Raw genomic sequence first — 26839 nt, forward strand, 5'->3', positions numbered from 1 at the left:
CCAGTTGTTGGGCCAATAAAAAACCGCCTCGCAAGAGGCGGTTTTTTTGTGCCTGAAATATGAAACGGTCAGCCCATCATGTCCTTGATCATGCGTTCCTGTTCCATCAGTTCTCGCTGACGGGCATCGATGCGTGACGACAGCGGGAAGTTGCTGCCAGCCTTCCGCTTGGCGAAATCCAGTTGCTGGATGGCCTGGCGATAATCGCCGACCAACGCGAAGTACTCTGCGCGTGCCTGGTGCAAACCAATGATGTTGCCCGACAGGCCGCGAGTTTCAGCCACCTGATACCACACGTCTGGATCGTCCGGGCGCGATTTGAGCAAGCCTTCAAGTGCTTTTTCGGCATCGGCGGTGCGATTCTGTTTCAGCAACAGATCGACGCGTACCTGGTTAAGTGGATAGTTGCCGGGGTACTGAGTCAGCATCCGGTCCACCCGGGACTGTGCGTCCGGCAGGCGATTGTTGGTGATATCCAGATCGATTTGCGCGAGGTTGTAAATGATCTCGTTTGGCGATTTGGCCAGCAGTAGCTTGAGATTTTCCCGTGCCTCGTTCAGTTGGCCGCCCTTGACCTGGGCGATCGCCAGGCCATATCGGGCGACATCGCTTTTCGGGTTCTCATCAAGTTGCGCCCGGAAGCGCTTGGCGCCCAATCCAGGGGTTTCCTCATAGATCAGTTGTACCCGTGCGCGAATCAATTGATAACGCAGCGAGTCTTCAATGCCGCCCTGTGGAGCTTGTTCTGCGCGGTTGCGGGTGTCGGCAATCCGCGATTCAGTCACCGGGTGAGTCAGCAGGAACTCCGGTGGCTTGGCATCGAAGCGGTATTGACGCCCCAAGCGCTCGAACATGGTGGGCATCGAGCGTGGGTCGTAACCGGCCTTTTCCAGATTGAGAATGCCGATGCGGTCCGCTTCCTGTTCGTTCTGGCGCGAGAAGCGCCGTTGTTCCTGGATCGCCGCTGCCTGGGTACCCGCAATGGCCGCGATCCCGGCATCGCCGGCACCCGCCGCGGCAATCACAATCCCGGCCAGCAATGCGGCCATCATGGGTACTTGCATGCGCTGCTGGGCTTCGACGCCACGGGCGAAGTGGCGTTGTGACAAGTGAGCCAATTCGTGAGCCAGTACCGAGGCATACTCGCCTTCGGTCTGGGCGTTAAGGAACAAGCCACCGTTGACCCCGACAATTCCGCCCGGCGCTGCGAAGGCGTTGAGTTGCGGGCTGTTGATCAAGATGAACTCCAGGCGCCGATCATTGACCTGGCTGGTCTCCACCAGTCGGTAAACGCTGGATTCGACATAATCCTTGAGCTGCGGATCGTTGAGCTGCGACACCTGGCTGCGCAAGAGCGCCAGCCACGCGCGGCCCAACTGATATTCCTGTTGCGGCGAGACAATGGCAGAACTGGCGTCGCCGAGTGACGGCAAGTCGTCGGCGAAGCCCGGTGAGGCGAGCAGGCAAGCGAGCGTCAGCAGGGTAGGGCGCAAAAAAGTCATGCACAGAGCCTTAGTCGACAAAGACCTTACTGTAGCCGGACACCAGCCTTGCGACCAGATATTCTAGGCAACTCTCAACCACCTGAACCGGAGTGATGCAATGACCGACGCTGTAGCCCATGACGTTGAACTGGACGCCAGTGGCTTGAATTGCCCGTTGCCGTTGCTCAAGGCCAAGATGGAACTCAACCGGATGGCCAGTGGCGCGATACTCAAGGTGGTCGCCACCGATGCGGGTTCTCAGCGCGACTTTCGCACCTTTGCCCGATTGGCCGGTCATACGCTGCTTCGTGAAGAAGATGAGGCGGGTGTGTACCGCTATTGGTTGAAAAAAGCCTGAAACCTGCGGCGTTTGTTCTTAAGGATTATTGATGTTCAAAGTGTTACGCGACTGGATTCAGCGCTACTTCTCGGATGAAGAAGCTGTGGTTCTGGCTGTTTTGCTATTTCTGGCGTTCACCGCTGTGCTGACGCTGGGCGGTATGCTGGCGCCGGTGCTGGCCGGGATGGTGTTGGCGTACCTGATGCAGGGATTGGTGCTCACCCTCGAGCGGCTGCGTGTGCCTGGCGGGGCAGTGGTGGGATTGGTATTTGCACTGTTCATGGGTGTGTTGCTGGTGTTCATGGTGGTCGTGGTACCGCTGCTTTGGCATCAGTTGATCACCTTGTTCAACGAGTTGCCCGGCATGCTCGCCAAGTGGCAATCGCTGTTGTTACTGCTACCGGAGCGCTATCCACATCTGGTGTCCGACGAACAGGTGTTGCAGGCCATTGAGGTCGCGCGAGGCGAGATCGGCAAATTCGGGCAGTGGGCGCTGACGTTCTCGCTGTCGAGCCTGCCGCTGTTGGTCAACATCATGATCTATCTGGTGTTGGTGCCGATTCTGGTGTTCTTCTTCTTGAAGGACCGGGCAATGATCGGTCAGTGGGTGCGTGGTTACCTGCCGCGCGAGCGAGCGTTGATTACTCGTGTCGCCCATGAAATGAACCGGCAGATCGCCAACTACATTCGTGGCAAGGTCATCGAGATCTTCATTTGCGGCGGGGTGACCTACGTCGCTTTCGTCGTCCTGGAGCTCAATTACGCGGCGCTGCTGGCGTTGCTGGTGGGCGTATCGGTGGTTGTGCCCTATGTCGGGGCCGTGGTGGTGACCGTGCCGGTACTGCTGATCGCGTTGTTCCAGTGGGGATGGAGCGATCAGTTCATCTATTTGATGGCGGTGTACGGAATCATCCAGACCCTGGACGGTAACGTGCTGGTGCCGTTGCTGTTCTCGGAAGCAGTCAATCTGCATCCGGTAGCGATCATCTGCGCGGTGCTGTTGTTCGGCGGATTGTGGGGGTTCTGGGGTGTATTCTTTGCGATTCCCCTGGCGACCCTGTTCAAAGCCGTGCTGGACGCGTGGCCGCGCAAGGAACCGATCGTGGCGCCGCTGCTTTAGATAAAAAAATCGCATCCTTCTGTAGGAGCCGAGCTTGCTCGCGATGGCGGTCTTGTAGTCAACAATGATGTTGAATGTGAGGACCTCATCGCGAGCAAGCTCGGCTCCTACAATTTGGGGTCAGGCCTTGTTCAGGGCCTGAGCAGCTGCCAAAACTGCATCAACATGCCCAGGCACCTTCACGCCGCGCCATTCCTGGCGCAGCACGCCATTCTTGTCGATCAGGAACGTGCTGCGGTCCACTCCCATGTATTCCTTGCCGTAAAGCTTCTTCAGCTTGATGACATCGAACAGTTGGCAAAGCGCTTCTTCCTTGTCGCTGATCAGCTCGAAAGTGAACGCTTGCTTGGCTTTGAAGTTTTCATGGGACTTCAGGCTGTCCCGTGAAACGCCGAACACTTCTGTATTGGCTGCTTTAAAGGCTTCAAGCTGATCGCGAAAGCCCTGGCCCTGAGTCGTGCAGCCTGGCGTGCTGTCCTTCGGATAGAAGTAGATCACCACCTGTTTGCCCTTGAGCGCCGCCAGGTTGACGGTTTGCCCGCTGGTGGCGGGAGCTTCGAAGTCGGCAACCGGTTGGTCGATGGCAACGGCCATGAAAGTTTCCTTACATTGGGTTTTGAGGGCGCCACGGCTCGATCAGGGCATCCAGGTTCAGCGCATCGGCGAAGTCGAGGAACTGATCGCGCAACCAGCTGATTTGTACGCCGGCAGGCAAGGTTACGGTAAACGTGGCATTGAGCATGGTGCCGCCGGTTTGCGGTGCCTGATACGTGTCGCAAGTCAGGTTTTCCAGCTCGACGTTGTGGTCCATGAAAAACTGACACAGCTCGTTGATGATGTCCGAGCGGTAGGCCGAACTGACGTAGGCAACGTAAGGCAGCGCCTGTGGACGGTTTTCCAGGGCGGCGCTGCGCACCACATTGACGGTGAAAGCGTGCCGCTTTGCCAATACGGGCAGGCTGCCTTCCAGGCGCGCCAGGGCGTCCCAGCTACCAGATACTTCAAGGACCAGCGCGCTGCACTCGCCATGACGGGTCAGGCGAGAAGTAACCACGGCGCAGCGGTTTTCATGGCTGGCGCGGCACAGAACGTTAGTCAGCTCCATGGGGTTGGCGCCGAGGGCACTGATGACAAGGAATTGTTCGCGAACTGTGGGGGTGGACATGCAGCATTCCTAAAGCGATGAGCGGTCGGTACTTCTGTCGGCTCGATTTACCGGGGGAAAACCTGCGGATGCGAACTCGCAAAGCGTCAGGCGCAGGTTGCAACGTACTCCAGTATGGCAGGAGCAAGCGGTGGCAACGCTGGAATGGGCTTATGAGGTCGAAAATGGAGGCTGAAACCCGATGTACGAGCCTTTCGGTAACGATCAAAGTCTGAAGGGTAGCGAAAAGCGGCGCCAAGGGGAATGGCGGCAGCGCAGTACTTCGCTTGTGCAAGCATCTTGGCGCCAGTACCATTACGGCTCTCTTTTTCCGGCAGGAGCGGTTGCATGATTGCGGGCAGTATGGTGGCACTGGTCACTCCCATGGATGCACAAGGTCGTCTCGACTGGGATAGCTTGAGCAAACTGGTGGACTTTCACCTGCAAAACGGCACCCACGCCATCGTGGCGGTCGGCACCACAGGTGAATCGGCCACCCTTGATGTGAACGAACACATCGAAGTCATCCGTCGCGTAGTGAAGCAGGTCAATGGCCGCATTCCGGTCATCGCCGGTACTGGCGCCAATTCGACCCGCGAAGCCATCGAGCTGACGACCAATGCGAAGACCGCCGGTGCCGATGCGTGCCTGCTGGTCACTCCGTACTACAACAAGCCGACCCAGGAAGGCTTGTACCAGCACTTCAAGGCCATCGCCGAAGCCGTCGACATCCCGCAGATCCTTTACAACGTGCCAGGTCGCACCGCGTGCGACATGCAGGCTGAGACTGTGATCCGTCTGTCGACCGTCAAGAACATCATCGGTATCAAGGAAGCCACCGGCGACTTGTCGCGTGCCAAAGCCATCATCGACGGTGTCAGCAGCGACTTCCTGGTAATCTCCGGTGACGACGCCACCGCAGTCGAACTGATCCTGCTGGGCGGCAAGGGCAATATTTCGGTTACCGCCAACGTCGCTCCGCGCGAGATGGCCGACCTGTGCATCGCTGCCCTGAACGGTGACGCCGAGAAGGCGCGTGCCATTCATGAAAAGCTGATGCCACTCAATAAAACCCTGTTTATCGAATCCAACCCTATTCCCGTGAAATTTGCGCTGCACGAAATGGGCTTGATGCCGGACGGTATCCGTCTGCCGCTCACCTGGCTCAGCGCCGAATGTCACGAACCGCTGCGCCAGGCCATGCGCCTGTCCGGCGTCCTGGTTTAATTGAGGAAGTACAACGCATGAAGCGAATGGCCGGACTTTCCGCACTTGCCTTGATTATCTCCAGCACCAGTGGCTGCGGATGGATCTGGGGCCCGGAAGGTTATTTCCGTGACCGTGGTAGCGATTACCTGGACGCGCAACAAACTGCACCGATGCAACTGCCACCGGATGTCCAGACCTCAAAGCGTCTGGACCCGCTATTGCCGATCCCGCGCAACGTGGCCGATGACACGGTGAAGGGTGAGTACGTTGTCCCTCGGCCGCTGCCACTGACGGCGGCTGCCGATGCCAGCGCCTACTCCTTGCAAAAGAGCGGCGATTCGCGTTCGATCCTTGCGCAAAACCCTCCGGCTCAAGTCTGGCCCGTGGCTGTGCAGTTCTTCCAGGACAACGGTTTCCGCCTGGATGAACAGCGCCCGCAGACCGGCGAGTTCACCACGACCTGGCAGCATTCCGATGAACTGTCGGCAGCCATGGCCAAGCGCCTGAGCGCGGCGGGCGTCGGCACCGATAGCGAGACTCGTGTACGGGTACGTATCGAGCCTGGCGTGCAGCGCAACACCAGTGAAGTCTATGTGGTCAGCGCCGAGCGCCCTGCGGGAAGCACCGATGACGTCGCCTTCGCCAATCGTTCGGTCAACACTGGCCTGGACGCCGCTCTGGTTGACGACATGCTCGCGAGCATGAGCCGTATCTCGGAGAAGGGCGGTTCAGTTTCCATGCTGGCTTCCCGTGATTTCGACACCCCAAGCCGTGTCAGCCTGAGCGTGGACGGCAGCGGTAACCCTGTCCTGAACGTCGGTTCCGACCTGGATCGTGCCTGGTCGAGCGTCGGTCGTGCGCTGGAACAGGGCGAATGGCGAGTTGAGGACATCAACCGCAGCCTGGGCCTGTACTACATCAACCTGGCCGAAAAGGCCGAGAAGAAGGACGACAAGCCAGGTTTCTTCAGCAGCCTGTTTGGCAGCAAGCCGAACAAGGAAGAGCTTGAAGCCCGCGCCGAGCGTTATCAGGTTCGCCTGAGCAAGGTGGGTGATAGCGTCCAGGTGACCGTGGAGAAAAACATCAACACCGTGGCGCCGGCTGACGTGGCGCGTAAAGTGTTGGCTGTGATTCAGGACAATCTGGGCTGATCACATGCGTTTTGCCGTTCTCGGCAGCGGTAGCCAAGGGAACGGCACGCTGATAGCCAGCGCTGATACGTTTGTATTGGTGGATTGTGGTTTCTCCCTGCGGGAAACCGAAAAACGCCTGCTTCGCCTGGGTGTCGACCCTGCGCAGCTGAGCGCGATACTCGTAACCCACGAACATGCCGACCACGTGCATGGCGTGGGTTTGCTGTCTCGGCGCTACAATCTGCCTGTCTACCTCAGTCGCGGGACCTTGCGTGGCATGCGCAAGCCCATCGAACCCGCAGGCTTTCTGGCGGGCGGTGAGCAACTGCAGATCGGCGATTTGAGCGTTGGCGTCATTGCCGTGGCCCATGATGCGCAGGAGCCGACGCAATATGTGTTCAGTGACGGTGAGCGGCGTTTTGGCCTTCTGACCGACCTGGGGTCGTATTGCAACAAGGTGCTGGACGGCTATCGGGATCTCGATGCATTGATGATCGAGGCCAACCATTGCCGTGACATGCTGGCTCGTGGTCACTACCCATACTTTCTCAAGCAGCGGGTAGGCGGCGAACTGGGACATTTGAACAACCACCAGGCGGCATTCCTGGTGGCCGAGTTGGGCTGGCAAGGCCTGCAACACCTGGTCCTGGCCCATCTGAGCAGCAAGAACAACCTGCCGCAGCTGGCCCGGCAATGTTTTGTCGACACCCTTGGGTGCGACCCGGACTGGCTGCAATTGGCCGATCAAGATTCAGGGCTCGACTGGCGACACATCGCCTAGCCCATCAACTTAGCAAGCGGAGCCCATCATGGAAAAACGTGAAGAACTCTACCGCGGCAAAGCCAAGTCGGTTTACAAGACCGATGACGCTGACCGCTTGATCCTGCTGTTTCGCAACGACACCTCGGCGTTCGACGGCAAGCGTATCGAACAGCTCGATCGCAAAGGCATGGTGAACAACAAGTTCAACGCCTTCATCATGCAGAAACTCGAAGCGGCCGGTGTACCGACCCAATTCGATAAGCTGCTGGGCGACAACGAGTGCCTGGTCAAGAAGCTGGACATGATCCCGGTCGAGTGCGTCGTGCGTAACTACGCCGCCGGTAGCCTGGTCAAGCGCTTGGGCGTTGAAGAGGGGATGAAGCTCAACCCTTACACCTTCGAGCTGTTCCTGAAGGACGATGCCAAGGGCGACCCGTTCATCAACGAATCCCACGTTGTGGCGTTCGGTTGGGGCACCGTAGAGCAACTTGCTCGCATGAAAGAACTGTCGCTCAAGGTCAATGAAGTGCTGACCAAACTGTTTGACGACGCTGGCTTGCTGCTGGTCGACTTCAAGCTGGAATTCGGCGTATTCAGCGACGGCTCCATCGTCCTGGGCGACGAATTCAGCCCGGACGGCTGCCGCCTCTGGGACAAGGACACCAAGAAGAAGATGGACAAGGACCGCTTCCGTCAGGGCCTCGGTGACGTCATCGAAGCCTATGAAGAAGTGGCCAATCGCCTGGGTGTACCGCTTTAATCGACGCAAGCATCTGATAGCACAGAAATATTTCGCGAAAGGGGGTTCGCTTCCGGCGAAAGTGTTGTTATGATGCGCGCCGTTGGAGAGATGCCAGAGTGGCCGAATGGGACGGATTCGAAATCCGTTGTACCTTCGCGGGTACCTAGGGTTCGAATCCCTATCTCTCCGCCATTACATAGAAAAAGCCCCGTAGCTGAATAAGCTTCGGGGCTTTTTTGTTTGCACCCCGAAAATAAAAGATCGCAGCCTTCGGCAGCTCCTACAGGAACCGGTGTAGGAGCTGCCGAAGGCTGCGATCTTTTGCTTTTGTTCTTGAGCGGGATACTGTATCGAGCAATGTCGGATCAGCAGTCTCCTCGCGTAAGAAAAGTATGCCAATACAGAAGAAAAGTTACTGATCCCAGTCGTGCGATTTACCACCCCCGAATCCATTGGGCACCCGGCGATCCAGGTTTTTCCCTGGTGAAATACCCCCTGACACTCAAACACTCCAGCTACGAAAATCCTCTACTACCCTGTTTTTCGCCGATCACTGATCTGCCATCACCCGCAATCGCAAGGAGCGAACAATGTATTTTGAGATATACAGGCAAACCCGTGGCACCCTTCTGACCGGTAAAGGTCAGTGGCGTTGGCGTTTACGCGCGGGGAATCATGAAACGATTGCCAGTGGCGAGGCTTACGTCAACAGGTCTGATTGTGTACATGCAATCAGTTTGATCAAAGGAACTGGCGATCAGACGCCGATCAAGGAAATCTAGGTTTTGAGCGATGAAGCTGCTCGCTCAGAGCAGCTTCTAGTCATAGAAGTCTTTTGGGAGCCCTCGTGTGATCGCATTTGCATTAAACGCAAAATGCTTGAGGCATTCCTTCAGTCGCATAGACGTCGATTGCGACACGTCCCTAAACTGTCGGTAGTGAACGGGCGCGGGGGCAATGGATGAATCGCAACGAACTACGCAAGGCCGACATCAATCTGATGGTGGTGTTTGAAGCGCTGATGCTTGAGCGTAATGTCACCAAGGTGGCGAAGAAGCTGTTTCTTGGTCAGCCCACCATCAGTTCGGCGCTCAATCGCTTGCGTACGATGTTCAACGATCCGTTGTTCATTCGCGTCGGTCATCGCATGGAGCCGACAGCGCGGGCCGAAGAGATCTTTCGGCATTTGTCGCCAGCGCTGGACTCCTTGTCGGTGGCGTTGAGCCTGACCCATGACTTTGATCCGAGCAGCAGCACCATGACCTTTCGCATCGGTATGTCTGACGATGTCGAGTACGGACTGCTGCCGCCGTTGTTGCACGCGCTGCGCCAGGAAGCACCGAAGGTGGTATTCGTGGTGCAGAATGTCGACCACTGGCGGATTTCCGATCTGTTGGCGTCCGGCGATATAACGGTAGGTATTTCCCAGAGCCGTGGCCTGCCGGCCAATGCCAAGCGCAAATTATTGCGCCATATCTATCCCAGTGTGCTGCGTGCCGATGCATCCGATACGCCGCTGACCATCGACGAGTATTGTTCGCGGCCCCATGTGTTGGTGTCTCATATCGCCAATGTCAGTGGGTTTGCCGATGAATGGCTGGCGCAGATCGGCCGTTCGCGTCAGGTGGTGCTTTCGGTGCCGCAATACAGTTCGTTGCCGGCGTTGCTCGCCGGGACCGACCTGATTGCCAGCCTGCCGGATTACACGGCCGAGGCCATGGCGGCGTCCGGGCATTTGTACAAGGAACCTTTTCCCTTCAAGACCCCGACGCTTGAGCTTTCCATGGTCTGGCTCAGTCATGTCGACAGTGATCCCGCCGAGCGCTGGTTGCGTTCACGACTTGAGGCGTTCATGGGAGAGCGCAATCTGCTGTCGCTGCCCCAATGAGCGGGGCTGCGCTTTGTTTATAGACGAGTTTTTTTACCGACCCACAGGAGTAATGCCATGCCTCACCTGCACCTGGAGTACACCGCTAACTTGCCTGGTCTGAATGCCGATGTGGCGTTGATGCGGCTCAATAACACGTTGGTGGGTTCTGGCCAGTTCGGCGCCGAATTCGATATCAAGAGTCGCGCGGTGAAGATCGAGACATTCAAGGTCGGCACTGCATTGGCAGAGCGGGCGTTCGTGCATGTGAAGTTGGCGCTGTTGAGTGGGCGTTCGCCGCAGATCAAACGGCAGCTGTCCGAAAGCCTGCTGGCGGTAGTGAAGGAACTGTGTGAATGGCCGGCGGGCGTTGAAGTCCAACTGTGTGTAGAGCTCCTCGACATCGATCGTGAGTCCTACACCAAGACGGCCATCGGTGTGTAGGAGCGAACCTGCTCGCGATGGAGTATCAGTCGCGGTGTCCTGAACCCGAGCTGAATCATTGTCAAATAATCTGGCGCTTTGACCGAAATCTACTAGGCCAACCAATCGTTGGCTTCTTTTTCACAAAAAATTGATGGTCGGCTGCCTACAGTGAGTGTTGCCACGGGTAAATGAAATTTTCACATTTGCCGATGGCACTTCTTTTCAGGACCAGCCGATCACAATGTTGAAGATTAAAGCCGTGCGCCCGGAATGGGTGACACTGATTGCCAGCGCCTTTCTATTGACCGCCTTCAATCTAGTGTTGTGGCAACACCTGTTTGAAATTACCGCGGCAGATGGCCAAGGCATCGTCATGCGCTTGGCATTCGGAGCGATGATCCTGGCGGCCTTCAACATCGTGCTTACCTTGTTGGCGTTCCGTCCCGTGATGAAGCCTCTCCTGACGCTTTTGTTCATGGTCAGCGCTGGCGTGGCGTACTTCATGAGCCAATACGGCGTGTTGATCGATGCCGGGATGCTGCGCAACTTTGCTGAGACCAATGCCACGGAAGTGCGTGGATTGCTGTCGATTAAGTTGTTTATTTATATTGTGTTGTTGGGCGTCTTGCCGTCGTGGTTGTTGTGGAAAACTCCGATCAACTATCGTCGCTGGCATCGCGAACTATTAAGTAAAGTTCTGGTGGGCGTGGCGTCGGCTGCGGTCATTGGCGGCGTAGCGCTAGTTAACTATCAAGGGCTTTCGTCGTTGTTTCGCAATCACCATGAATTGCGCTTGATGGTCGTGCCGAGCAACTACATCGGTGCCTCCTTCGGTTACTTGCGTGAACAAGTCGCCTCTGTGCACCAACCCTTTGTCAAAGTCGGTGAGGACGCTCAGCGAAATCCTGCCTGGCAAAACCATGGCCGCAAGTCCCTGACCGTGTTGGTGGTGGGTGAAAGTGCCCGGGCCGAGAACTTCGGCATTCTTGGCTACGATCGCGATACCACGCCAAAGCTCAGTAAAGAGGCAGGTTTGATCGCATTTACCAATGTGCATTCCTGCGGTACGGAAACCGCCGTATCGGTGCCTTGCATGTTCTCCAATATGGGTCGCAAGGATTACAACGCCAGTAAGGCAAAAAATGAAGAAGGCCTGTTGGACGTGCTCAAGCGTGCGGGTCTTGATGTTATCTGGCGTGACAACCAGTCCGGGTGCAAAGGCACTTGCGACCGGGTGACCCTTGACGATGTCAGTGATTTGAAAGACCCGGCGTTGTGCGCCAATAGTGAATGCCGCGATGAAATCCTGTTGCAAGGCCTGCAGCACTTTATCGATAACCTGGATAAAGACACGGTTCTGGTGTTGCACCAGATGGGCAGCCATGGCCCTGAGTACTTCAAGCGTTACCCAAAAGAGTACGAACGCTTTACGCCGGTATGTGAAAGCAACGCGCTGAACAATTGCAGTCGCGAAAGTATCGTCAATGGTTATGACAACACGCTGGTCTATACCGACCATGTGCTGTCGACACTGATCGATCTGTTGCGTAATAACCAGAACAAAGTTGATACCGCGATGCTGTATCTGTCGGACCACGGCGAATCCCTGGGCGAATACAACCTGTTCCTGCATGGCACGCCTTACATGCTGGCGCCGGAGCAACAGAAACATGTGGCGATGCTGGCCTGGTTCTCCGACAGCTATCAGAAGTCGTTTTCGGTGGACACCCATTGCCTGCAACTGAGCCGTGAAAAACCCCTGAGCCAGGACAACCTGTTCCATTCGATGTTGGGTCTGCTGGAGGTCAACAGCAAGGTCTACAACCAGGATCTGGATATGTTTGCCGGATGCCGTGGCGCGGCGAATGACGGCGTGTTGGCCAAGGAATGATGTGCCTGATTTTCTTTCACGCAGCGGCCGCCGACCTGCGGCCTGTCAAGCGATCTCAAAGAGCGATTGAACATGTCTGCCCAGTCCCCGACCGCCGTTGAGCTTGAGTTTGCTCGGCGCTACGAGCAGGAACACGCCCGCGTCTGTTTACAGCCGCGGCAGCAGAACCTGGCCGGGCGTTTGGCACTTTGGCGTGAGGAGCAACTGGTACGCCATGCGCTCAAGGTCGCGGGTGAGCCGGGGTTGATCCTCGATGTCGCCTGCGGTGTTGGGCGTTTCTGGCCAATGCTGGCCGAGTATGGGAATCGGGTGATTCTGGCGTCCGACCCCTCCCAGGACATGCTCGACCATGCCCGAACCCATCATCCACAGAATTTGTTGAAACGGATCAGAACCTTTCAAGGTTCAGCCTTCAACATTGGCCTTCCGGAAAATGCGGTGGATTGCATTTTTTGCATGCAACTGTTTCAGCATATCGCCAATCCTGAGCATCGTTTGGCGTTGCTCGACGAGTTCCACCGCGTCAGTCGCGATACGGTGATCGTGGCGGTACGGGCCGGACGTCGTTTCAAAGCCCGGCAAGCAGAGGCGGAAGGGCTTGCAGGCCGCCCCATGGCGAGCAAGTGTGAAGTGGAAACCGAGTTCAAGCGGGCTGGCTTTCAAGTGATCAGTCACCAGGAGTTTTTCCCCGTCTTCGCGCCAATGCGGGTTTACGTGCTGCGTAAGGTCGGTTAACTCAGATTTGTCGGACTATTCTTTTTGTTTAGAAGGTATTTTCGCTAAAGCTCTTGTTCAGTGGATGCGCGGAAATCGCCGGTAGCGATATATACTGCGCGCCATTCTTCAAGGGAGAGCCGTGTGGCCATCGATATTCACTGGATTCGCGACAACGATAGCCTCGCTCGGTTTTGCGCCGAGTGGCGGCAGCTGCCATACGTTGCCCTCGACACCGAATTCATGCGGGTCGACACCTTCTATCCGATTGCCGGCCTGCTACAGGTGGGCGATGGCTCGCGCGCCTACCTGATTGACCCTCTGACGATCGACAACTGGCAACCCCTTGCGGCGTTGCTGGAAAACCCGGCGGTGGTCAAGGTCCTCCATGCCTGCAGCGAAGACCTGGAGGTCCTGCTGCGCCTGACCGGCAGCCTGCCCGCGCCGTTGTTCGACACACAACTGGCTGCCGCTTACCTGAACCTGGGATTTTCCATGGGCTATTCGCGACTCGTGCAGGAGGTGCTCGGTATCGACTTGCCCAAAGGCGAAACCCGTTCCGACTGGCTGCAACGTCCGCTTTCCGACACGCAAATCAGCTATGCCGCCGAAGATGCCGTGCACCTGGCGGAGGTTTTCGTAGCGCTTCGTCCGAAGCTATCCGATGACAAATACGCCTGGGTGCTGGAAGACGGCGCCGAGCTGGTCGCCAACCTGCGCCGCGAGACTGACCCGTATGAGGTCTATCGCGACGCCAAGCTCGCCTGGAAGCTGTCCCGTGCCCAACTCGCTGTTTTGCGTGAGCTCTGTGCCTGGCGCGAGACACAGGCCCGTGCTCGTGATCTGCCGCGCAATCGGATCATCCGTGAACATTCGCTGTGGCCACTGGCGCGCACGCAACCGGATAATCTCGGAGCATTGGCGAAAATCGAAGACATGCACCCGCGTACCGTGCGCCAGGACGGTGAATTTCTGCTTGATCTGATCAAGCGCTCGGGCAATGTGCCTCCTGATCAATGGCCGCCCGCCGTGCCGGAGCCACTGCCAGTGGATGCCGCTGCCTTGCTCAAACAGATGAAGGCCATTGGCCAGAGCGAGGCTGAGCGCCTGAACATTGCGCCCGAACTGATGCTACGCAAGAAAACCCTGGAAGCGCTGCTCAAGAGCGGCTTCCCCAATGGTCCTTACCTATTGCCTGATTCGCTGCGTGGCTGGCGCCGCGAATTGATGGGCCAGGCACTGCTCGACAGCCTGGCCACCGCCGGAGAACAGCCTTGAAACGTATTTGCTCCATTTATCGCAGTTCGAAGAAAAACGAGATGTACCTCTATGTGCTCAAAAGCGACGCACTGGAGCGTGTGCCGGAGCCGCTGATGGCTGCCTTCGGCAAGGCCATCCACGCTTTCGACCTGGTGCTCACCCCCGAGCGCAAGCTGTCGCGCGAGGACATCACCGTCGTGCTGGAAAACCTCGACAAGCAGGGTTACCACCTGCAAATGCCGCCGGCCGAAGAAGAGTACATCGAGCACTTGCCGGAAGAGTTGCTGCGACGCAACGACCCGGTCTGATGCCAGGCAGGCTCTGTTCAGAGCCTTCGTGAAAACACTGGAATGATTTTGGCGGTGGCCGCACCGATGCAACAGTCTTGCGTCGGCGGTCGTCTGCAGCGTTTTTTGAAAGGTTGAAGCATGCGCGTTCTGATTGCTGAACACGACCACCCTGTGTACGCCCAACTGCTGCGCGAGGCTGCGCCAGAGCTGGATGTGCTGACCAGCGGTGACTCCGCCGAATTGGCTCGTCAGGCCGCCGAATGTTCGGTCTGGCTCGGCCAACCCGACTTGCTGGCGACCCTGCTTCGACAGGGCCACCAGCCACAGTGGCTGCAATCGACCTGGGCAGGCATCACACCGCTGCTTGCCGATGGTCTTGCGCGCAACTATCGCTTGACCCGCGCGGTGGGGATTTTCGGTCAGGTCATGGCCGAATACGTGCTCACCTACATGCTCGGACACGAACGCGAAGTGCTGGCGCGGCTGGTCAGCCAGGTCGAGCGCAAATGGGACAGTCGCCATGGCCAGAGCCTGGCGGGTCGCAAGGTGCTGATCGTCGGTACCGGTGACATCGGCCAGACGGTGGCGCAGTTCCTTGCCCCCTTCGGTGTCGAGTTGTATGGCATTGCCAGTGAATCACGGGAGCAGGCGCCGTTTGTCGAAGTCGGCTCGCTGGCTGATTTGCCGCGTTTGGTTGGTCACGTGGATTACGTAGTCAATCTGCTGCCAAATACCCCGCACACCCACGATATTTACAATGCACCGCTGTTCAGGCAGTTCAAACCGACCGGGTTGTTCATCAACGTCGGTCGCGGTGTGGCGGTGGTCGATGCGGATCTGGTGGAAGCCCTGAAAGAAGGGCATCTGGCGGGGGCGGTGATTGACGTCTGCCGTCAGGAGCCATTGCCGCAGCGTCACCCGTTCTGGACCGCCTGGGGGCTGCTGCTGACCGGCCACAGTTCGGCACCGACTTCGCCATCACTCATGGTGAAACTGTTTGTCGAGAACCTGCGGGCGTATCAGGCGGGAGAGGGGTTGCGCGGGGAAGTGGATTTCAAGCGCGGGTATTGAACCTACGCTGAACCCGTAGGAGCCGAGCTCGCTCGCGATAGGGCCATCACATTCAACATCATTGTTGACTGTTACACCGCCATCGCGAGCAAGCTCGGCTCCTACAGTGGTTTAGAGGGTGAAATCACCCTCGGTAGCCAACTCGCTCAATGGACGACGCGTGCTTGGTTCTTCACGGGCTTGCAGGTACTCGGCCAGGCTCGCCTTGTCACCCAGTTTGCCGATCGCCACGGCGGCGTGCAGGGCATAGCCCTCTGGAATATTCAGGGTCTTGCGGGTCAGTTCCTGATCGAAGCCGGCCATGCCATGGGTGTGCCAGCCGCTGATGCTCGCTTGAAGTGCCAAGTGACCCCAGGCCGAACCGGTGTCGAAGGTGTGCCAAAGAGCCGGAGTTTCTTCGCTGGCGCCGGGCGCCGTGAAGGTGGTTTTCGAGATTACGATCACCAGGGCCGAGGCATGTTGCGCCCAGCTGCGGTTGAATTCGTTCAGCAGGCCCAGGTAACGCTCCCAGTTCGGCGTGTCGCGGCGCGCGTAGAGAAAGCGCCATGGCTGCGAGTTATACGCCGACGGTGCCCAGCGCGCGGCTTCGAAGAAGCTCAGCAGGGTTTCTTCGGGGATGCTTTCGCCCGTGAAGGCGCGAGGTGACCAGCGATCGGTGAACTGAGGGTGGATGGCGTAATCGGCAATGCGTGGATTTGCACTCATCAAGAGATTCCTTGCTACGTTTGAACGTGAGGGACGTCAGAAACCTGCGGGCACAGTTGAGCTGGGCGATAAGGTTTGTCGAGAGCCGTGGCGATTCACCGCAATGCAACGCGGTCGAGCGTTAATGGCATGCAGGTTTGGCTCCTTGCGACTGGCAAAGCTACTTGGCGATGCAAAAACTGACAAGCCCCGATCTACCGGCAGTCGCCAGTGCTTGGCCCACAGAGCCGCTGGCACTAGACTGGCGGCCTTTTCACCACCTGATGCAGATGTTTGAACCATGGCCGCTAAAGTCGAACCGTTCTGGATACGCAAATCCCTCGATCAACTCGATCAGGAGGAATGGGAATCGCTGTGCGACGGTTGTGGCCTGTGCTGCCTGCAAAAGCTTGAAGATGAAGACGATAACAGCGTCTATTACACCCGTATCGCCTGTAAGTTGCTGGACCTGAAAACCTGCCAGTGCAGCGATTACGCGAACCGTCGCGCGTCGGTGCCGGACTGCATCCAACTCACGCCGGGCAAGGCTGACGAGTTCAAATGGCTGCCGCCGACCTGCGGTTATCGTCTGGTCAGCGAGGGCAAGGACCTGCCCCTGTGGCATCACTTGGTGTGCGGTGATCGCGAGGCGGTGCATCATGAGCGTATTTCCCAGTCTGGGCGCATGCTCGCCGAAGGCAGCGTGTCGGAAGAGGATTGGGAGGATCATCTGATTTTCCGGGCGGGCTAATTGTCATTGCTATTGACTATGTGGCGAGGGAGCTCGCTCCCGCTTGAGTGCGGAGCACTCACAAAGTCGCAAGTGATCACAATAATTTGGGGCTGCTACGCAGCCCAGCGCGAGCAAGCTCGCTCGCCACACTAGGAGTGTGTATGGCTGTGGGATGGCGGCGAGCGTTGGTCGTAGGATTGCTGACCCTGAGTTCGCCTGTGTGGGCGGCGAAGAAGGTCGATCTGGATTATCACGTGCGGCTGTTGCCGCAAAGCGACCAGGCTGAAGTACGCCTGACCCTGGCGCAAGGCTCGGCAGTTCGTTATCTGGATTTCGACCTTGGCGACGGCAGCCATTACAGCGATTTCAAGGCCGACGGCCAGTGGCAACTGACACCGGGCAAACAGGCCCGTGGTGTCTGGCACCCAGCCGCCGACAAGGCCAGCCTGACCTATCGCGTACGCATCAGTCACGGCCGCAAGAGCGGCAGCTTCGATACGCGCATGACCCCGACTTGGGCGTTGTTGCGCGGTGACGATCTGGTGCCGCCCGCCAAAATTGACCAACAGGACGGCACCGAGCTGGTATCGCGCCTCGAGTTCGAATTGCCCAGCGGCTGGAAAAGCGTCGAAACCGCCTGGCCGCGAATCGGCAAGAACAAGTTTCGCATCGACAACGTCTCCCGATTGTTCGATCGGCCCACTGGCTGGATGCTCGCAGGCCAACTTGGCAGTCGTCGTACCCGCCTGGGAGAAACCGAAGTCACCGTGGCCTCGCCTCAGGGCCAAGGTATGCGGCGCATGGATGTGCTGACGCTGCTGACCTTTGTCTGGCCGCAAGTGCAAGCCGTGTTTCCTCGCCATCCCACCAAGCTGTTGATCGTCGGCGCCAACGATCCCATGTGGCGCGGCAGCCTGGCAGCGCACGAGTCCATTTACCTGAACAGCCGCTTGCCGCTGGTCAGCGAAAGCGGCACCAGTGCGGTGGTACGCGAGTTGGCGCAGCTGTTCGGGCAGATCAATGACCGGCAGCGCAGTGACTGGATCAGCGAAGGCTTTGCCCAGTATTACGCCATCGAACTGATACGCCGCGCCGGCGGCATGAGTGACGAGCGCTTCCAGAACTTGCAGGGGCGTTTGGTGAAGGAAGGGCAGAAAGTCACCACCTTGCGCGGCGAGCAACTCAACCCGGCGCAGATTTCGAAAGCGGTGGTGTTGTTGCAGGAGCTGGATCGCGAGATTCGCCTGAAGACCCGCAACAAGCGTTCGCTGGATGACGTGTTACGCGGGGCGATGCGGTTGGGGAGCGTGGATACCAAGGAGTTTGTGCAGCTCTCGGAAAGCGTGATTGGCGATTCCTCCAAAGTGCTTGATACCGAGTTGCTTCAGTAATATCGCCTTCGCGGGCAAGCCTCGCTCCTACAGGCGTTGTGTTGTTCACAAATATTGCAGTCGACACAACGTCTGTAGGAGCGAGGCTTGCCCGCGAAGAGGCCCCTCTGAACTATCCGGCTCAAACCCCGGCTTTCGGCGATTCCAACGAGTCATTACCGGTGACCGTCGCGGTTTTGGTCGCCGCTTCAGCATTGGCCTTCAAGCGATTCAAATCTTCAGCGGCGCGCTGGATTTTCGCCCGCACGTTATCCATGTCCTGGCGGCTCTTTTCCAGCAGGCTTTTCGCCGAGCTATGGCCCGTGATACCGCGCGCCAGCGCTACGCCGCCGATGGCCACTTGAATCAAGCCGAAGAGGCCACCACGACGCAGGCCTTTGCCCACCATCACCGCTCCACCGGCCAGTGAGCCTATGCGCTCCCAGCCCTGAACGTTGTGGTTGTCATGAGTCTGGAACGGGGTGGATTCGATGCGTTCTACACGTTTGAGTTCGCTCATGATCTGTCTCCAGGCGTCGGTTCTGTCATGGATAGTCAGCTGACTGCCGGGACAGTCAGCGGGTTCCACTGAATGTGTCGCAACTCAGCGGAATTTCGGCCCCGAACGGGTATTGAGGCCCTTGGCCATGCGGTCGTACAGCACCACATTGACGGTGGCGGCCAGGTTCATGCAGCCGGTGGTCGGAATGTAGACCACGTCTTCGCACCAATCGCGAATCTCTTTATCCAGCGAGCCGTCTTCCGGGCCGAAGATGTACAGCGCACGGTCCGGATGGGTGTACTCGGGCAACGGGCGAGCGCCATCGACCAGCTCCACGGCGACCGGAACGCAGTTCAGGGGCAGGATTTTCTTCAGGTCGTCGATGCCGATCAGCGGGATATCGTAATGGACGCGCTTGGTATCGGTGACGAAGTCGGCGGCGCGTTCGTAGCGTTTGCCGGTGTAGAACACCGACGCCACGCCATAGCAGCCAGCGGCGCGCATCACCGAACCGACATTCTCCGGTGATTTGGGGTTATACAAACCAATGCAGCTGTACCGTTTGTCTGCCACGAGCGGGGTGCCTTTCGGGAAAAAAGCGCGATTATACGGGGATTGGGGGAGGGGTGTTCAGTTTGAGATTGGTGGTCTTCAGCCGATTGCAATCGCGGGCAAGCCTCGCTCCTACAGGTTTTGCGCAATCCCTGTAGGAGCGAGGCTTGCCCGCGAAGAGGCCTGCATGTCCAGCGAAAATCTTCAGTCTTCTTTCTTCATCAACCCGGCCAACGCGGCAAATGGGTTATGCGTCGCCTTGGCAATCTTCGGCGTGCTCAGCGAGCCTTCGCCGAAATACTGCTGGTCGGTGTAGCGCGAGTGTTCGTTGTCATGGCAGTACAGGCACAACAGCTCCCAGTTCGAACCGTCCTGCGGGTTGTTGTCATGGTTGTGGTCGCGGTGGTGCACGGTCAGTTCGCTCAGGCGCTTGCCGGAGAATTCACGGGCACAGCGACCGCAGACGTGCGGGTACATTTTCAGGGCCTTGTCGCGGTAGCCCATTTCTTTGTCGCGCTGGTTGTCGGCCAGGATGCGGTCCAGCTTCGACGTGTTGGTTGGGGTGGACGAACTCATGGGTTCACCTTTGTAAAAGACTAATGACGGTTCTACAACAGAGTTTAGCTCAGCCCTTGAGCTTCTCGGCAATCCAGATGGTGTGGCGGGTGCCCTTGTTGCCGTGGGCGAAGACCTGTACTTCCTCGGCCTTGAAGCCAGCTTTTTTCAGTTTGTCGGAAAAATGCCTGTCTGCGCTGGCTGACCAGACCGCCAACACGCCTTTTGATCGCAGGGCCTTGGCGCAGGCACTCAGGCCGCCAGCGGAGTAAAGCCAGCTGTTGGCCTTCTGGGTCAGGCCTTCGGGGCCGTTGTCGACATCGAGCATGATCGCGTCGAAACCCTGTGGCTCGGCTTGTAGCACGTTGGCCACGTCTTCCAGGCGGATGACGGTGCGCGGGTCCTGCAATGGGTTGCCGGCTTTTTCACCCAAAGGTCCACGATTCCACTCAACCACGCCCGGAACCAGTTCGGCGACCACCACTTCAGCCTGCTTGCCCAAGTGCTTGAGCGCCGAGGCCAGGGTGAAGCCCATGCCCAGTCCACCAATCAGTACCCGCGAGCCGGGGCGGCCGGCCACCTTGCGGCAAGGGATTTCGGCCAGGGCATCTTCGGAGCCGTGCATGCGCGTATTCATCAGTTGCCCTCCGTCACCGCCCTGAATCTTGATGACGAAATCCTCGCCGTATTCGAACAGGCACAGGGCACCGCCGTTCTCGGGAATAGGCGTGGTGTCGAGCAGAACGAAACGTTTCATGGGGCTCACTTGAGGAGAAAATGGCAGCAGGGGGAAGGCAAACACCCACAGTTGGGAGTAGCCTGCAAATGACAACAAGGCCAACGGAGCCATTGATGAAGCGCACCATTCTAACGGTCATTGCCCTGGCCGCGCTCTCGATTACTGCAGTGCAGGCCCAACAGTTGCAGGCCATGCCCGTCAGTCCCGCACCGATGCCCGGTTCGCCTGGCACCGCGACACCCACGCCGTATCCACAAATCACACCCGCGCCACTGCCGAAAGTCGGGCCCGGCAGCGGCGGTCCACCGTTGGTTCCTATCGAGAGGCCGAGCCCGCCGAGCAAGGATCAACCGGTGCCGGGGATCGAGCAGAACCCGCCCAAGGTCAAGTCGCCCGGCGGTTAGACCTGCTGCGATAACAGTTGCCCGTCGGCCATGCGCAGGCGCTTGGAGAGGGAAACGGCGAGTGCTCGGATGATCTTGGCGGCGATTTTCGGCGCGTCGTTGAGCATCTTTTCCAGCGAGTCCTTGCCCAGATTGAGCAACTGGCAGTTGCTCGCCGCCACGCAACTGGCCGAACGGCGTTCGCCATCGAGCACAGCCATCTCCCCGAAGGAGCGGCCACTGCGCAAGGTGGCAATGGTCACCAGCTGGCCATCGCTGGTGGTCTTTTGCACGGCCACCTGACCGGTGTGGATGATGCACATGAAGCTGCCGGCATCGCCCTCATGGAAAATCTCTTCGCCCTGGGCAATGGTGCTGATACTGAAATAGCCCGAGGCTGCGGCGAAGTCCGCTGGCAGCATTTGATTGAACAGGCCGCAATCCATCAGCCAGTCGCGAATTTCGTTGTTCAGATAAGTGGGTTCTGACATGTCGGGCGATCTTTATTGTTGTGTCTGATTTTGCAGGTTTGACATTGCCCCTGTAGGAGCGAGGCTTGCCCGCGAAGGCAATTTCTCAGCCAGCATTGATGTTGAATGCTGCGACCTCTTCGCGGGCAAGCCTCGCTCCTACAAGGTTATTGTGGTGAGTTGTAAGACTTGCACATCAGGCCAAGTTCCTCACGCAATGCCCAAAACCTTGAACAAAAATGCGTATTCGAGCGCTACGTCACGCAATCCCTGATATCGGCCGCTCATTCCGCCATGTCCCGCGCCCAGTTCGGTCTTGAGCAGCAGAGGATTGCTGTCGGTTTTGGTCGCACGCAATTTGGCCACCCACTTGGCCGCCTCCCAGTACTGCACGCGGCTGTCGTTGTAGCCGGCGATCACCAGTGTCGCGGGGTACGCCTGTGCGCAGACGTTTTCGTACGGGGCGTAAGCCTTGATCCGATCGTAGACGTCCGGCTCTTCGGGGTTGCCCCATTCGTCGTATTCGGTGACGGTCAGTGGCAAATCCGGGTCGAGCATGGTGTTAAGCACATCGACGAATGGCACTTCGGCAATTGCAGCGCCGAACAGCTCTGGTCGTTGGTTGAGCACTGCACCGATCAACAGGCCACCGGCACTGCCACCGCTGATCGCCAGTTGTGGCGCGGTGGTGAAGCCATTGGCGATCAGATGCTCGGCGCAGGCAATGAAGTCGCTGAAGGTGTTGTGTTTATGCGCCTGCTTGCCAGCGCGATACCAGGCTTCACCCAGCTCGCCGCCGCCGCGCACGTGAGCAATGGCGAACGCCATGCCGCGATCGAGCAGGCTCAGGCGTGCGTGGGAAAACCAAGGGTCGAGGCTTTCGCCATAGGCACCGTAGCCGTACAAATACAGGGGCGTCGGCTTGCCCATGGCTTCGCGTTTGACGACAAGGCTGATCGGCACTTGCGTACCGTCAGGCGCGGTCGCCCACAGGCGCTGGCTGATGTAGGCATCGGCGTCGAACGGGCCGAGTACCGGGGTTTCCTTGAGAACTTTCTGCTCGCCATTGACCAACTCTAGCTGGCGGATCTGCGCCGGACGGTTCAACGCTTCGTAGCGCAGGCGAATCCGTTCGCTGACGAACTCAAGGCTGTTCTGCACGTGCAGGCTGTAGGCAGCGTCCGGCAGTTGCACCCGGTAGCTTGGCAAATCCTGTGGATGGACCTCGATGATCGGCAAACCGCCTTCACGCAGGCTCAAGGTCATGGCGCCGGCGTTCAGACTCATGCCGTCGATCATGACCGTATCGCTATGGGGAATCAGGTTCTGCCAGGCGGCCTCGGTCGGTGCCTCTCCAATATCGGCTGCGGTGTACAGGGCGAAATTGATGCCGTCGCGGTTGGTGCGAATGAACCAGGTCCATTGGCCATCGAGCGCGCCGTGGTCGACGTCGTACTCATGGTCCTCGACCCGGGGCGCGATGCAGGTAAAGGCCTGCTGCGGCTGATTGGCATCCAGCACCCAGACTTCGCTGGTGGTCTTGCTGCCCAGGGACAGCAACAATTGCTGTTCGGAACTGGAACGGTAGCAATGCATGAAGAAGCGGCCGTCCGGCTCATGGAACACTTCTTCGGCCGCGGTGCCATCCAGGCGATAGCGGAACAGCTTGTGCGGGCGATGGGTGTCATCCAGCTCGCCGAAAAACAGGGTCAGGCTGTCGTTGGCCCAGGTCATGCTGCCGTCGCAGTCCTGAAACTCCAACTCGCTGACGCGTCCGTCGGACAATTCCTTCACGAACAGGGTGTAGATCTCATCGCCCGTGGAGTCGATGCTGTAGGCCAGGCGCTGGTGGTCCGGGCTGATGCTGAAGGCGCCGAGGGAAAAGAAACCGCCGTTGGCCAACACGTTCGGGTCGAGCAGCAGTTGCTCCCGGCTTTCATCGAGTTGCAGGCTGTCGTCGGCCGGACGGGGGCAGCGGTAGTGCCGGGCGTATTCATCACCCGCCGTGGTGCGGGTGTAGTACAGGTAGGGCCCCCACGGTGAGGGCAGGGACAGGTCGGTTTCGAGTATCCGGCCCTTGATCTCCTCGAACAGGGTTTCGCGCAAGTCGGCCTGATCGGCGGTTTGCGCCTCCTGATAGCTGTTTTCGGCCTTGAGGTAATCGAGCACGGCAGCGGTATCGCGCTCCTGCAGCCAGGCATACGGGTCGGCGCCTTCAGCCTTTTGGGCGATCGGGGGGAGGGTGGCGTTCGCTGATAAGGACATGAATGGTTCTCGAACAATGTACGGAATAAGGGCATTACAGAGGTCATTGTAGGAGCCGAGCTTGCTCGCGATAGCGTCGGGGCAGGCAACATCAATGTTGACTGTTATGGCCTCATCGCGAGCAAGCTCGGCTCCTACACAGGCATTGATGCAGCCTGACGGGCGAAAAGCCGTTATCATAAGCGCCTCTTTGCCTGCCTTGCCATGGACACCATGACCGAGAACGACTATCTGATCGCTTGGGGCCTCTACGCCTTTGCCGCTTTGGGCTGCCTGTTGGTGTGGATGCGCATTACCCGCTGGATGTGGCGCTGGCTGCGTGAGCCGTTGCGGTTGCTGATGGCGGTTTTGCTGTTTAGCCCGACCATTATCGACCCGGTAAAGGAAAAGGTTGCCCCGGCCATCGCCATTACGGCCCTGGACCTGTTGTTCAAGGTCGGTAATAACGCATGGCGGGCGATTTCCGACCTGTTCATGTACGGCATGATCGCCTTCGGCATCTATCTGGTGTTCGTGGCGATCCGCTTTCCCATCGAACGTGCTTCCAAGGCGCGCAAGGAAAAAGCCGCCGCCGCGAAAGCCGCGGCCCTTGCTGACGAACCGGATGAAGTGCATACGTTCGGCGGTGCCGGGGACGATCGTTATGGCCGTCCGCCTGTACCGAGCAATCCTCAGCGTATGCGGGTCGAGCCCCGCCTGTAACCTGGCCGCTGCCATCGAGCGAGAGTCCAAGCATGTGTGAGTTATTGGGCATGAGCGCCAATGTCCCGACCGATATCGTGTTCAGCTTCACTGGTCTGATGCAGCGTGGCGGGCGCACCGGTCCGCACCGGGACGGGTGGGGCATCGCGTTCTACGAAGGCCGGGGCTTGCGCCTGTTTCAGGACCCGGCGGCGAGTTGCGAGTCGGAAGTCGCGAACCTGGTGCAACGCTACCCGATCAAGAGCGAAGTGGTGATCGGCCACATACGCCAGGCCAACGTCGGCAAAGTCTGTTTATCCAACACCCATCCGTTCGTCCGTGAGTTGTGGGGCCGCAACTGGTGTTTCGCCCATAACGGCCAATTGGCGAACTTCCAGCCAACCGCCAGCTTTTACCGTCCCGTTGGAGATACCGACAGCGAAGCGGCGTTCTGCGATTTGCTCAACCGTGTTCGTGCAGCGTTCCCCGAGCCGGTGGAGGTCGAAGAACTGCTGCCAGATCTGGTGGCTGCCTGCGCCGAATATCGCAGCAAAGGCGTGTTCAACTGCCTGCTCAGTGATGGCGACTGGCTGTTCTGCTATTGCTCGACCAAGCTGGCGCAGATTACCCGTCGTGCTCCCTTCGGCCCGGCGCGCTTGAAGGACGTCGATGTGATCGTCGATTTCCAGGCTGAAACCACGCCCAACGACGTGGTCACGGTGATCGCCACCGAACCCTTGACCGAAAACGAAACCTGGACCCGCTACGAGCCGGGCCAATGGAGCCTGTGGCGGCGCGGTGAATGCGTCAGTCAGGGCAGGACCGAATAAGGATCTATTCCCCATGTTGCTCAGTTATCTACGGCTGGTGTTGTTTGCGGCGGGCCTGTTGATCGGTGTCCAGGTGCCCGGGTTCATCAACGATTACGCCAAGCGGGTTGAAGCGCACCTGATTGAAGCGCAGGCCGGGTTGAGTGGGTTTCAAGGCACGGCCAATCAGTTCTTCAAAGGTGACATGCAGGCATTGGTGGCCCACTACCGAGCCAGCGAAGACCCGATCTTTCGCAGCGACGCCGAGAGCCTGAACAACCTGTTGACCCGTCAACTGGCGTTGGACAAGCAGTTTCAGGCCATGCAGGGCCCGTGGTACATCCGCTTCCTGCAAGTGGTGCTGGCCGCCGATCCGGACATTCGCAAGGAAACCTGGAATGGCTACAGCTACCAGATCCTGTTGACGCCAGAGGCGATGATCTGGGGCATGAGCGGTGCGATGCTGCTGTCGTTTGGCCTGGAATGCCTGTTCCGATTGATCGACTGGGTGGTACTGGGCGGCAAACGCCTGCGCCAGAGCCGGCCGATCGAAGAGCGGGATTTGCGCGGGCTTTAAGAAAAAAGATCGCAGCCTTCGGCAGCTCCTACAGGAAATCGCATTCCAATGTAGGAGCTGCCGCAGGCTGCGATCTTTTGATTTTCAGCGATTTAAAACGATGTAGTGCTCACCCACCTGACGCGCATACCCCTCCAGCACCTGCTGACACAACGCCACAATCTCCTCGACCCATTCCACACCCACCCGCCACGACACCACCACTTGCAGGTTCGGTGGGCGTTGGTCGATGGCCAGCAACGTCAATTCTCCGCGCGCCAACTCCTCGGCCACCAGCACTGGCGGCAGGGCTCCGATGCCGAACCCGTCGCGTAACAATCGAGTAATCGCCGACACTGAATTCACGCAGTTGAGCCTGGGCGCCATCACGCCGTTGGCCTGCATCAGGGCGAGCACTTCCTGGTGCGGATGGGAGTTTTTCGAATAGGTAATGATCCGCTCGTTCGCCAGATCGGCAACACCTGAATACTCACGGTTGTACAGGGAATTGCTGGCGACGATCCAGCCCATGGGGTGGCTGGCCAGTTCCAGGCTGCGCACACTTTCCTGGCGCAACAGATCGGTTTGCAAGATCACATCGAGAAAGCCTTTTTGCAGCTGATCGCAGAGGTTCAGCGAGGTATCGGCAACCAGCTCGATCTCCACCAAGGGGTAGTGATCGGTCATCTGCGCGACCAACGGGCTCAGCCAGGTGTGGATGACCGTATCCATCACGCCAATGCGCACGCGTCCGGCCTTGCTCGAACGGGTTTCGATCGACTGCTTGAGCGCCTGCATGGTGTCCATCATCTGCTCGGCGTAATCGAGCACCTTCAAGCCTTCGGGCGTCAGGCTCACGCCTCGGGAGTCGCGCAGAAACAGCTTCACGCCGAGCTCGCCTTCGAGCACGGCGATGCGGCTGGAAATCGATGCCTGGGTGGTGAAAAGCTTGTCGGCGGTGAGACGAAAACTCTTGAGTCGGGCGACCCAGACAAAGGTCTCGAGAAACTTCAGGTTCATGGGATAAAAATTTCTTATGCCTAAGGCGGGGTTTTATTAGTTGGACGCGACAGGGCGGTGCGCCCA

General features: G+C 58.4%; 31 protein-coding genes and 1 tRNA gene. 21 read left to right on the forward strand and 11 right to left on the reverse strand.

Features of this window, described 5'->3' with window-relative positions; genetic code table 11:
- Positions 1 to 68 precede the first annotated feature (68 nt).
- A complete protein-coding gene (locus ABTV22_RS07025; RefSeq protein WP_433739181.1) occupies positions 69 to 1502 on the reverse strand; it encodes a M48 family metalloprotease in 1434 nt (477 codons plus the stop codon).
- Between the two features lie 100 nt (positions 1503 to 1602).
- On the opposite strand from ABTV22_RS07025, the gene ABTV22_RS07030 reads away from it, so the two are divergent.
- Both ABTV22_RS07030 and ABTV22_RS07035 read left to right on the forward strand, forming a co-directional pair.
- Positions 1603 to 1842, forward strand: a complete 240-nt coding sequence (locus tag ABTV22_RS07030) for a sulfurtransferase TusA family protein (protein ID WP_433739182.1) — start codon at positions 1603 to 1605, stop codon at positions 1840 to 1842.
- Positions 1843 to 1873: 31 nt separating this feature from the next.
- Positions 1874 to 2944 carry an AI-2E family transporter gene (locus ABTV22_RS07035; protein ID WP_433739183.1) on the forward strand — a complete coding sequence of 357 codons (1071 nt, stop codon included), beginning with the start codon at positions 1874 to 1876 and terminating at the stop codon, positions 2942 to 2944.
- A gap of 120 nt (positions 2945 to 3064) precedes the next feature.
- Here ABTV22_RS07035 and ABTV22_RS07040 read toward each other — a convergent pair whose 3' ends face one another.
- Together ABTV22_RS07040 and ABTV22_RS07045 are read right to left on the reverse strand one after the other, a co-directional pair.
- Positions 3065 to 3538, reverse strand: a complete 474-nt coding sequence (locus ABTV22_RS07040) for a peroxiredoxin (RefSeq protein WP_433739184.1) — start codon at positions 3536 to 3538, stop codon at positions 3065 to 3067.
- 10 nt (positions 3539 to 3548) lie between these two features.
- On the reverse strand, positions 3549 to 4109 hold the full coding sequence (locus ABTV22_RS07045) for a glycine cleavage system protein R (protein ID WP_056856013.1): 561 nt from the start codon (positions 4107 to 4109) through the stop codon (positions 3549 to 3551).
- Positions 4110 to 4436: 327 nt separating this feature from the next.
- Here ABTV22_RS07045 and dapA point away from each other — a divergent pair, with 327 nt between their 5' ends.
- The 13 genes from dapA (at position 4437) to ABTV22_RS07110 (ending at position 15454) form a co-directional block, all read left to right on the forward strand.
- A complete protein-coding gene (dapA, locus tag ABTV22_RS07050) occupies positions 4437 to 5315 on the forward strand; it encodes a 4-hydroxy-tetrahydrodipicolinate synthase (protein WP_433739185.1) in 879 nt (292 codons plus the stop codon).
- A 17-nt stretch (positions 5316 to 5332) separates the two neighbouring features.
- The gene (bamC, locus tag ABTV22_RS07055) at positions 5333 to 6448 is read left to right on the forward strand and encodes an outer membrane protein assembly factor BamC (protein ID WP_433739186.1); all 1116 of its coding nucleotides are present in this window, start codon (positions 5333 to 5335) and stop codon (positions 6446 to 6448) included.
- A gap of 4 nt (positions 6449 to 6452) precedes the next feature.
- A complete protein-coding gene (locus ABTV22_RS07060; protein ID WP_433739187.1) occupies positions 6453 to 7211 on the forward strand; it encodes an MBL fold metallo-hydrolase in 759 nt (252 codons plus the stop codon).
- Positions 7212 to 7239: 28 nt separating this feature from the next.
- A complete protein-coding gene (gene purC, locus ABTV22_RS07065) occupies positions 7240 to 7953 on the forward strand; it encodes a phosphoribosylaminoimidazolesuccinocarboxamide synthase (protein ID WP_433739188.1) in 714 nt (237 codons plus the stop codon).
- An 84-nt stretch (positions 7954 to 8037) separates the two neighbouring features.
- A tRNA-Ser gene (locus ABTV22_RS07070) sits at positions 8038 to 8127 on the forward strand.
- A 398-nt stretch (positions 8128 to 8525) separates the two neighbouring features.
- Positions 8526 to 8717, forward strand: a complete 192-nt coding sequence (locus tag ABTV22_RS07075) for a YegP family protein (RefSeq protein WP_433739189.1) — start codon at positions 8526 to 8528, stop codon at positions 8715 to 8717.
- 179 nt (positions 8718 to 8896) lie between these two features.
- Positions 8897 to 9823, forward strand: a complete 927-nt coding sequence (locus ABTV22_RS07080; RefSeq protein ID WP_433739190.1) for a LysR substrate-binding domain-containing protein — start codon at positions 8897 to 8899, stop codon at positions 9821 to 9823.
- Between the two features lie 57 nt (positions 9824 to 9880).
- Entirely contained in the window at positions 9881 to 10246 is a 366-nt protein-coding gene (locus ABTV22_RS07085; RefSeq protein WP_433739191.1) for a 5-carboxymethyl-2-hydroxymuconate Delta-isomerase, read from the forward strand.
- Between the two features lie 223 nt (positions 10247 to 10469).
- Positions 10470 to 12119 (forward strand): phosphoethanolamine transferase, encoded by a 1650-nt coding sequence (locus ABTV22_RS07090; RefSeq protein WP_433739192.1) that lies wholly within the window; start codon positions 10470 to 10472, stop codon positions 12117 to 12119.
- A 72-nt stretch (positions 12120 to 12191) separates the two neighbouring features.
- On the forward strand, positions 12192 to 12854 hold the full coding sequence (locus tag ABTV22_RS07095; protein ID WP_433739193.1) for a class I SAM-dependent methyltransferase: 663 nt from the start codon (positions 12192 to 12194) through the stop codon (positions 12852 to 12854).
- 123 nt (positions 12855 to 12977) lie between these two features.
- On the forward strand, positions 12978 to 14111 hold the full coding sequence (rnd, locus tag ABTV22_RS07100) for a ribonuclease D (protein WP_433739194.1): 1134 nt from the start codon (positions 12978 to 12980) through the stop codon (positions 14109 to 14111).
- Positions 14108 to 14401 carry a YcgL domain-containing protein gene (locus tag ABTV22_RS07105; protein WP_433739195.1) on the forward strand — a complete coding sequence of 98 codons (294 nt, stop codon included), beginning with the start codon at positions 14108 to 14110 and terminating at the stop codon, positions 14399 to 14401. Before rnd ends, ABTV22_RS07105 begins: the two co-directional genes overlap by 4 nt.
- Positions 14402 to 14521: 120 nt before the next feature.
- Positions 14522 to 15454 (forward strand): D-2-hydroxyacid dehydrogenase, encoded by a 933-nt coding sequence (locus ABTV22_RS07110; protein WP_433739196.1) that lies wholly within the window; start codon positions 14522 to 14524, stop codon positions 15452 to 15454.
- Positions 15455 to 15565: 111 nt separating this feature from the next.
- Here ABTV22_RS07110 and ABTV22_RS07115 read toward each other — a convergent pair whose 3' ends face one another.
- Positions 15566 to 16159 carry a nitroreductase family protein gene (locus ABTV22_RS07115; RefSeq protein ID WP_433739197.1) on the reverse strand — a complete coding sequence of 198 codons (594 nt, stop codon included), beginning with the start codon at positions 16157 to 16159 and terminating at the stop codon, positions 15566 to 15568.
- Between the two features lie 280 nt (positions 16160 to 16439).
- Here ABTV22_RS07115 and ABTV22_RS07120 point away from each other — a divergent pair, with 280 nt between their 5' ends.
- Both ABTV22_RS07120 and ABTV22_RS07125 read left to right on the forward strand, forming a co-directional pair.
- Positions 16440 to 16889 carry a YcgN family cysteine cluster protein gene (locus tag ABTV22_RS07120; protein WP_433739198.1) on the forward strand — a complete coding sequence of 150 codons (450 nt, stop codon included), beginning with the start codon at positions 16440 to 16442 and terminating at the stop codon, positions 16887 to 16889.
- 143 nt (positions 16890 to 17032) lie between these two features.
- Positions 17033 to 18262: a hypothetical protein gene (locus ABTV22_RS07125; RefSeq protein WP_433739199.1), complete on the forward strand. Its 1230-nt coding sequence runs from the start codon at positions 17033 to 17035 to the stop codon at positions 18260 to 18262.
- A 121-nt stretch (positions 18263 to 18383) separates the two neighbouring features.
- Here the strand turns inward: ABTV22_RS07125 and ABTV22_RS07130 are convergent, their stop codons facing one another.
- The 4 genes from ABTV22_RS07130 to ABTV22_RS07145 all read right to left on the reverse strand — a co-directional run bounded on the left by ABTV22_RS07130 (position 18384) and on the right by ABTV22_RS07145 (position 20607).
- A complete protein-coding gene (locus ABTV22_RS07130; protein ID WP_433739200.1) occupies positions 18384 to 18761 on the reverse strand; it encodes a YgaP family membrane protein in 378 nt (125 codons plus the stop codon).
- 84 nt (positions 18762 to 18845) lie between these two features.
- Positions 18846 to 19316, reverse strand: a complete 471-nt coding sequence (locus tag ABTV22_RS07135; RefSeq protein WP_046816778.1) for an RNA methyltransferase — start codon at positions 19314 to 19316, stop codon at positions 18846 to 18848.
- A 183-nt stretch (positions 19317 to 19499) separates the two neighbouring features.
- Positions 19500 to 19871 (reverse strand): YajD family HNH nuclease, encoded by a 372-nt coding sequence (locus ABTV22_RS07140; protein WP_007944009.1) that lies wholly within the window; start codon positions 19869 to 19871, stop codon positions 19500 to 19502.
- Positions 19872 to 19920: 49 nt separating this feature from the next.
- Entirely contained in the window at positions 19921 to 20607 is a 687-nt protein-coding gene (locus tag ABTV22_RS07145; protein ID WP_433739201.1) for a spermidine synthase, read from the reverse strand.
- Between the two features lie 95 nt (positions 20608 to 20702).
- Between ABTV22_RS07145 and ABTV22_RS07150 the strand changes: the two genes are divergently transcribed.
- On the forward strand, positions 20703 to 20993 hold the full coding sequence (locus ABTV22_RS07150) for a hypothetical protein (RefSeq protein WP_433739202.1): 291 nt from the start codon (positions 20703 to 20705) through the stop codon (positions 20991 to 20993).
- Here the strand turns inward: ABTV22_RS07150 and ABTV22_RS07155 are convergent.
- Together ABTV22_RS07155 and ABTV22_RS07160 are read right to left on the reverse strand one after the other, a co-directional pair.
- Positions 20990 to 21463, reverse strand: coding sequence for a cyclic nucleotide-binding domain-containing protein (locus ABTV22_RS07155; RefSeq protein WP_433739203.1), 474 nt, complete (start codon positions 21461 to 21463; stop codon positions 20990 to 20992). The two genes, ABTV22_RS07150 and ABTV22_RS07155, sit on opposite strands and share 4 nt — an antisense overlap.
- Positions 21464 to 21652: 189 nt before the next feature.
- Positions 21653 to 23707, reverse strand: coding sequence for a S9 family peptidase (locus ABTV22_RS07160; protein WP_433739204.1), 2055 nt, complete (start codon positions 23705 to 23707; stop codon positions 21653 to 21655).
- A gap of 204 nt (positions 23708 to 23911) precedes the next feature.
- Between ABTV22_RS07160 and ABTV22_RS07165 the strand changes: the two genes are divergently transcribed.
- The 3 genes from ABTV22_RS07165 to ABTV22_RS07175 are packed head-to-tail and all read left to right on the forward strand — an operon-like array spanning position 23912 to position 25774.
- Positions 23912 to 24409, forward strand: coding sequence for an MFS transporter (locus tag ABTV22_RS07165; RefSeq protein ID WP_433739205.1), 498 nt, complete (start codon positions 23912 to 23914; stop codon positions 24407 to 24409).
- Between the two features lie 32 nt (positions 24410 to 24441).
- Positions 24442 to 25218: a class II glutamine amidotransferase gene (locus ABTV22_RS07170; RefSeq protein ID WP_433739206.1), complete on the forward strand. Its 777-nt coding sequence runs from the start codon at positions 24442 to 24444 to the stop codon at positions 25216 to 25218.
- A gap of 13 nt (positions 25219 to 25231) precedes the next feature.
- On the forward strand, positions 25232 to 25774 hold the full coding sequence (locus tag ABTV22_RS07175) for a DUF2937 family protein (RefSeq protein ID WP_433739207.1): 543 nt from the start codon (positions 25232 to 25234) through the stop codon (positions 25772 to 25774).
- Between the two features lie 84 nt (positions 25775 to 25858).
- Here ABTV22_RS07175 and ABTV22_RS07180 read toward each other — a convergent pair whose 3' ends face one another.
- Complete coding sequence (locus tag ABTV22_RS07180) at positions 25859 to 26773, reverse strand: LysR family transcriptional regulator (RefSeq protein ID WP_433739208.1); 915 nt, start codon at positions 26771 to 26773, stop codon at positions 25859 to 25861.
- Positions 26774 to 26839 lie beyond the last annotated feature (66 nt).

It is taken from the genome of Pseudomonas putida, assembly GCF_050990305.1.
GTDB classification, from domain to species: Bacteria; Pseudomonadota; Gammaproteobacteria; order Pseudomonadales; family Pseudomonadaceae; genus Aquipseudomonas; species Aquipseudomonas putida_AH.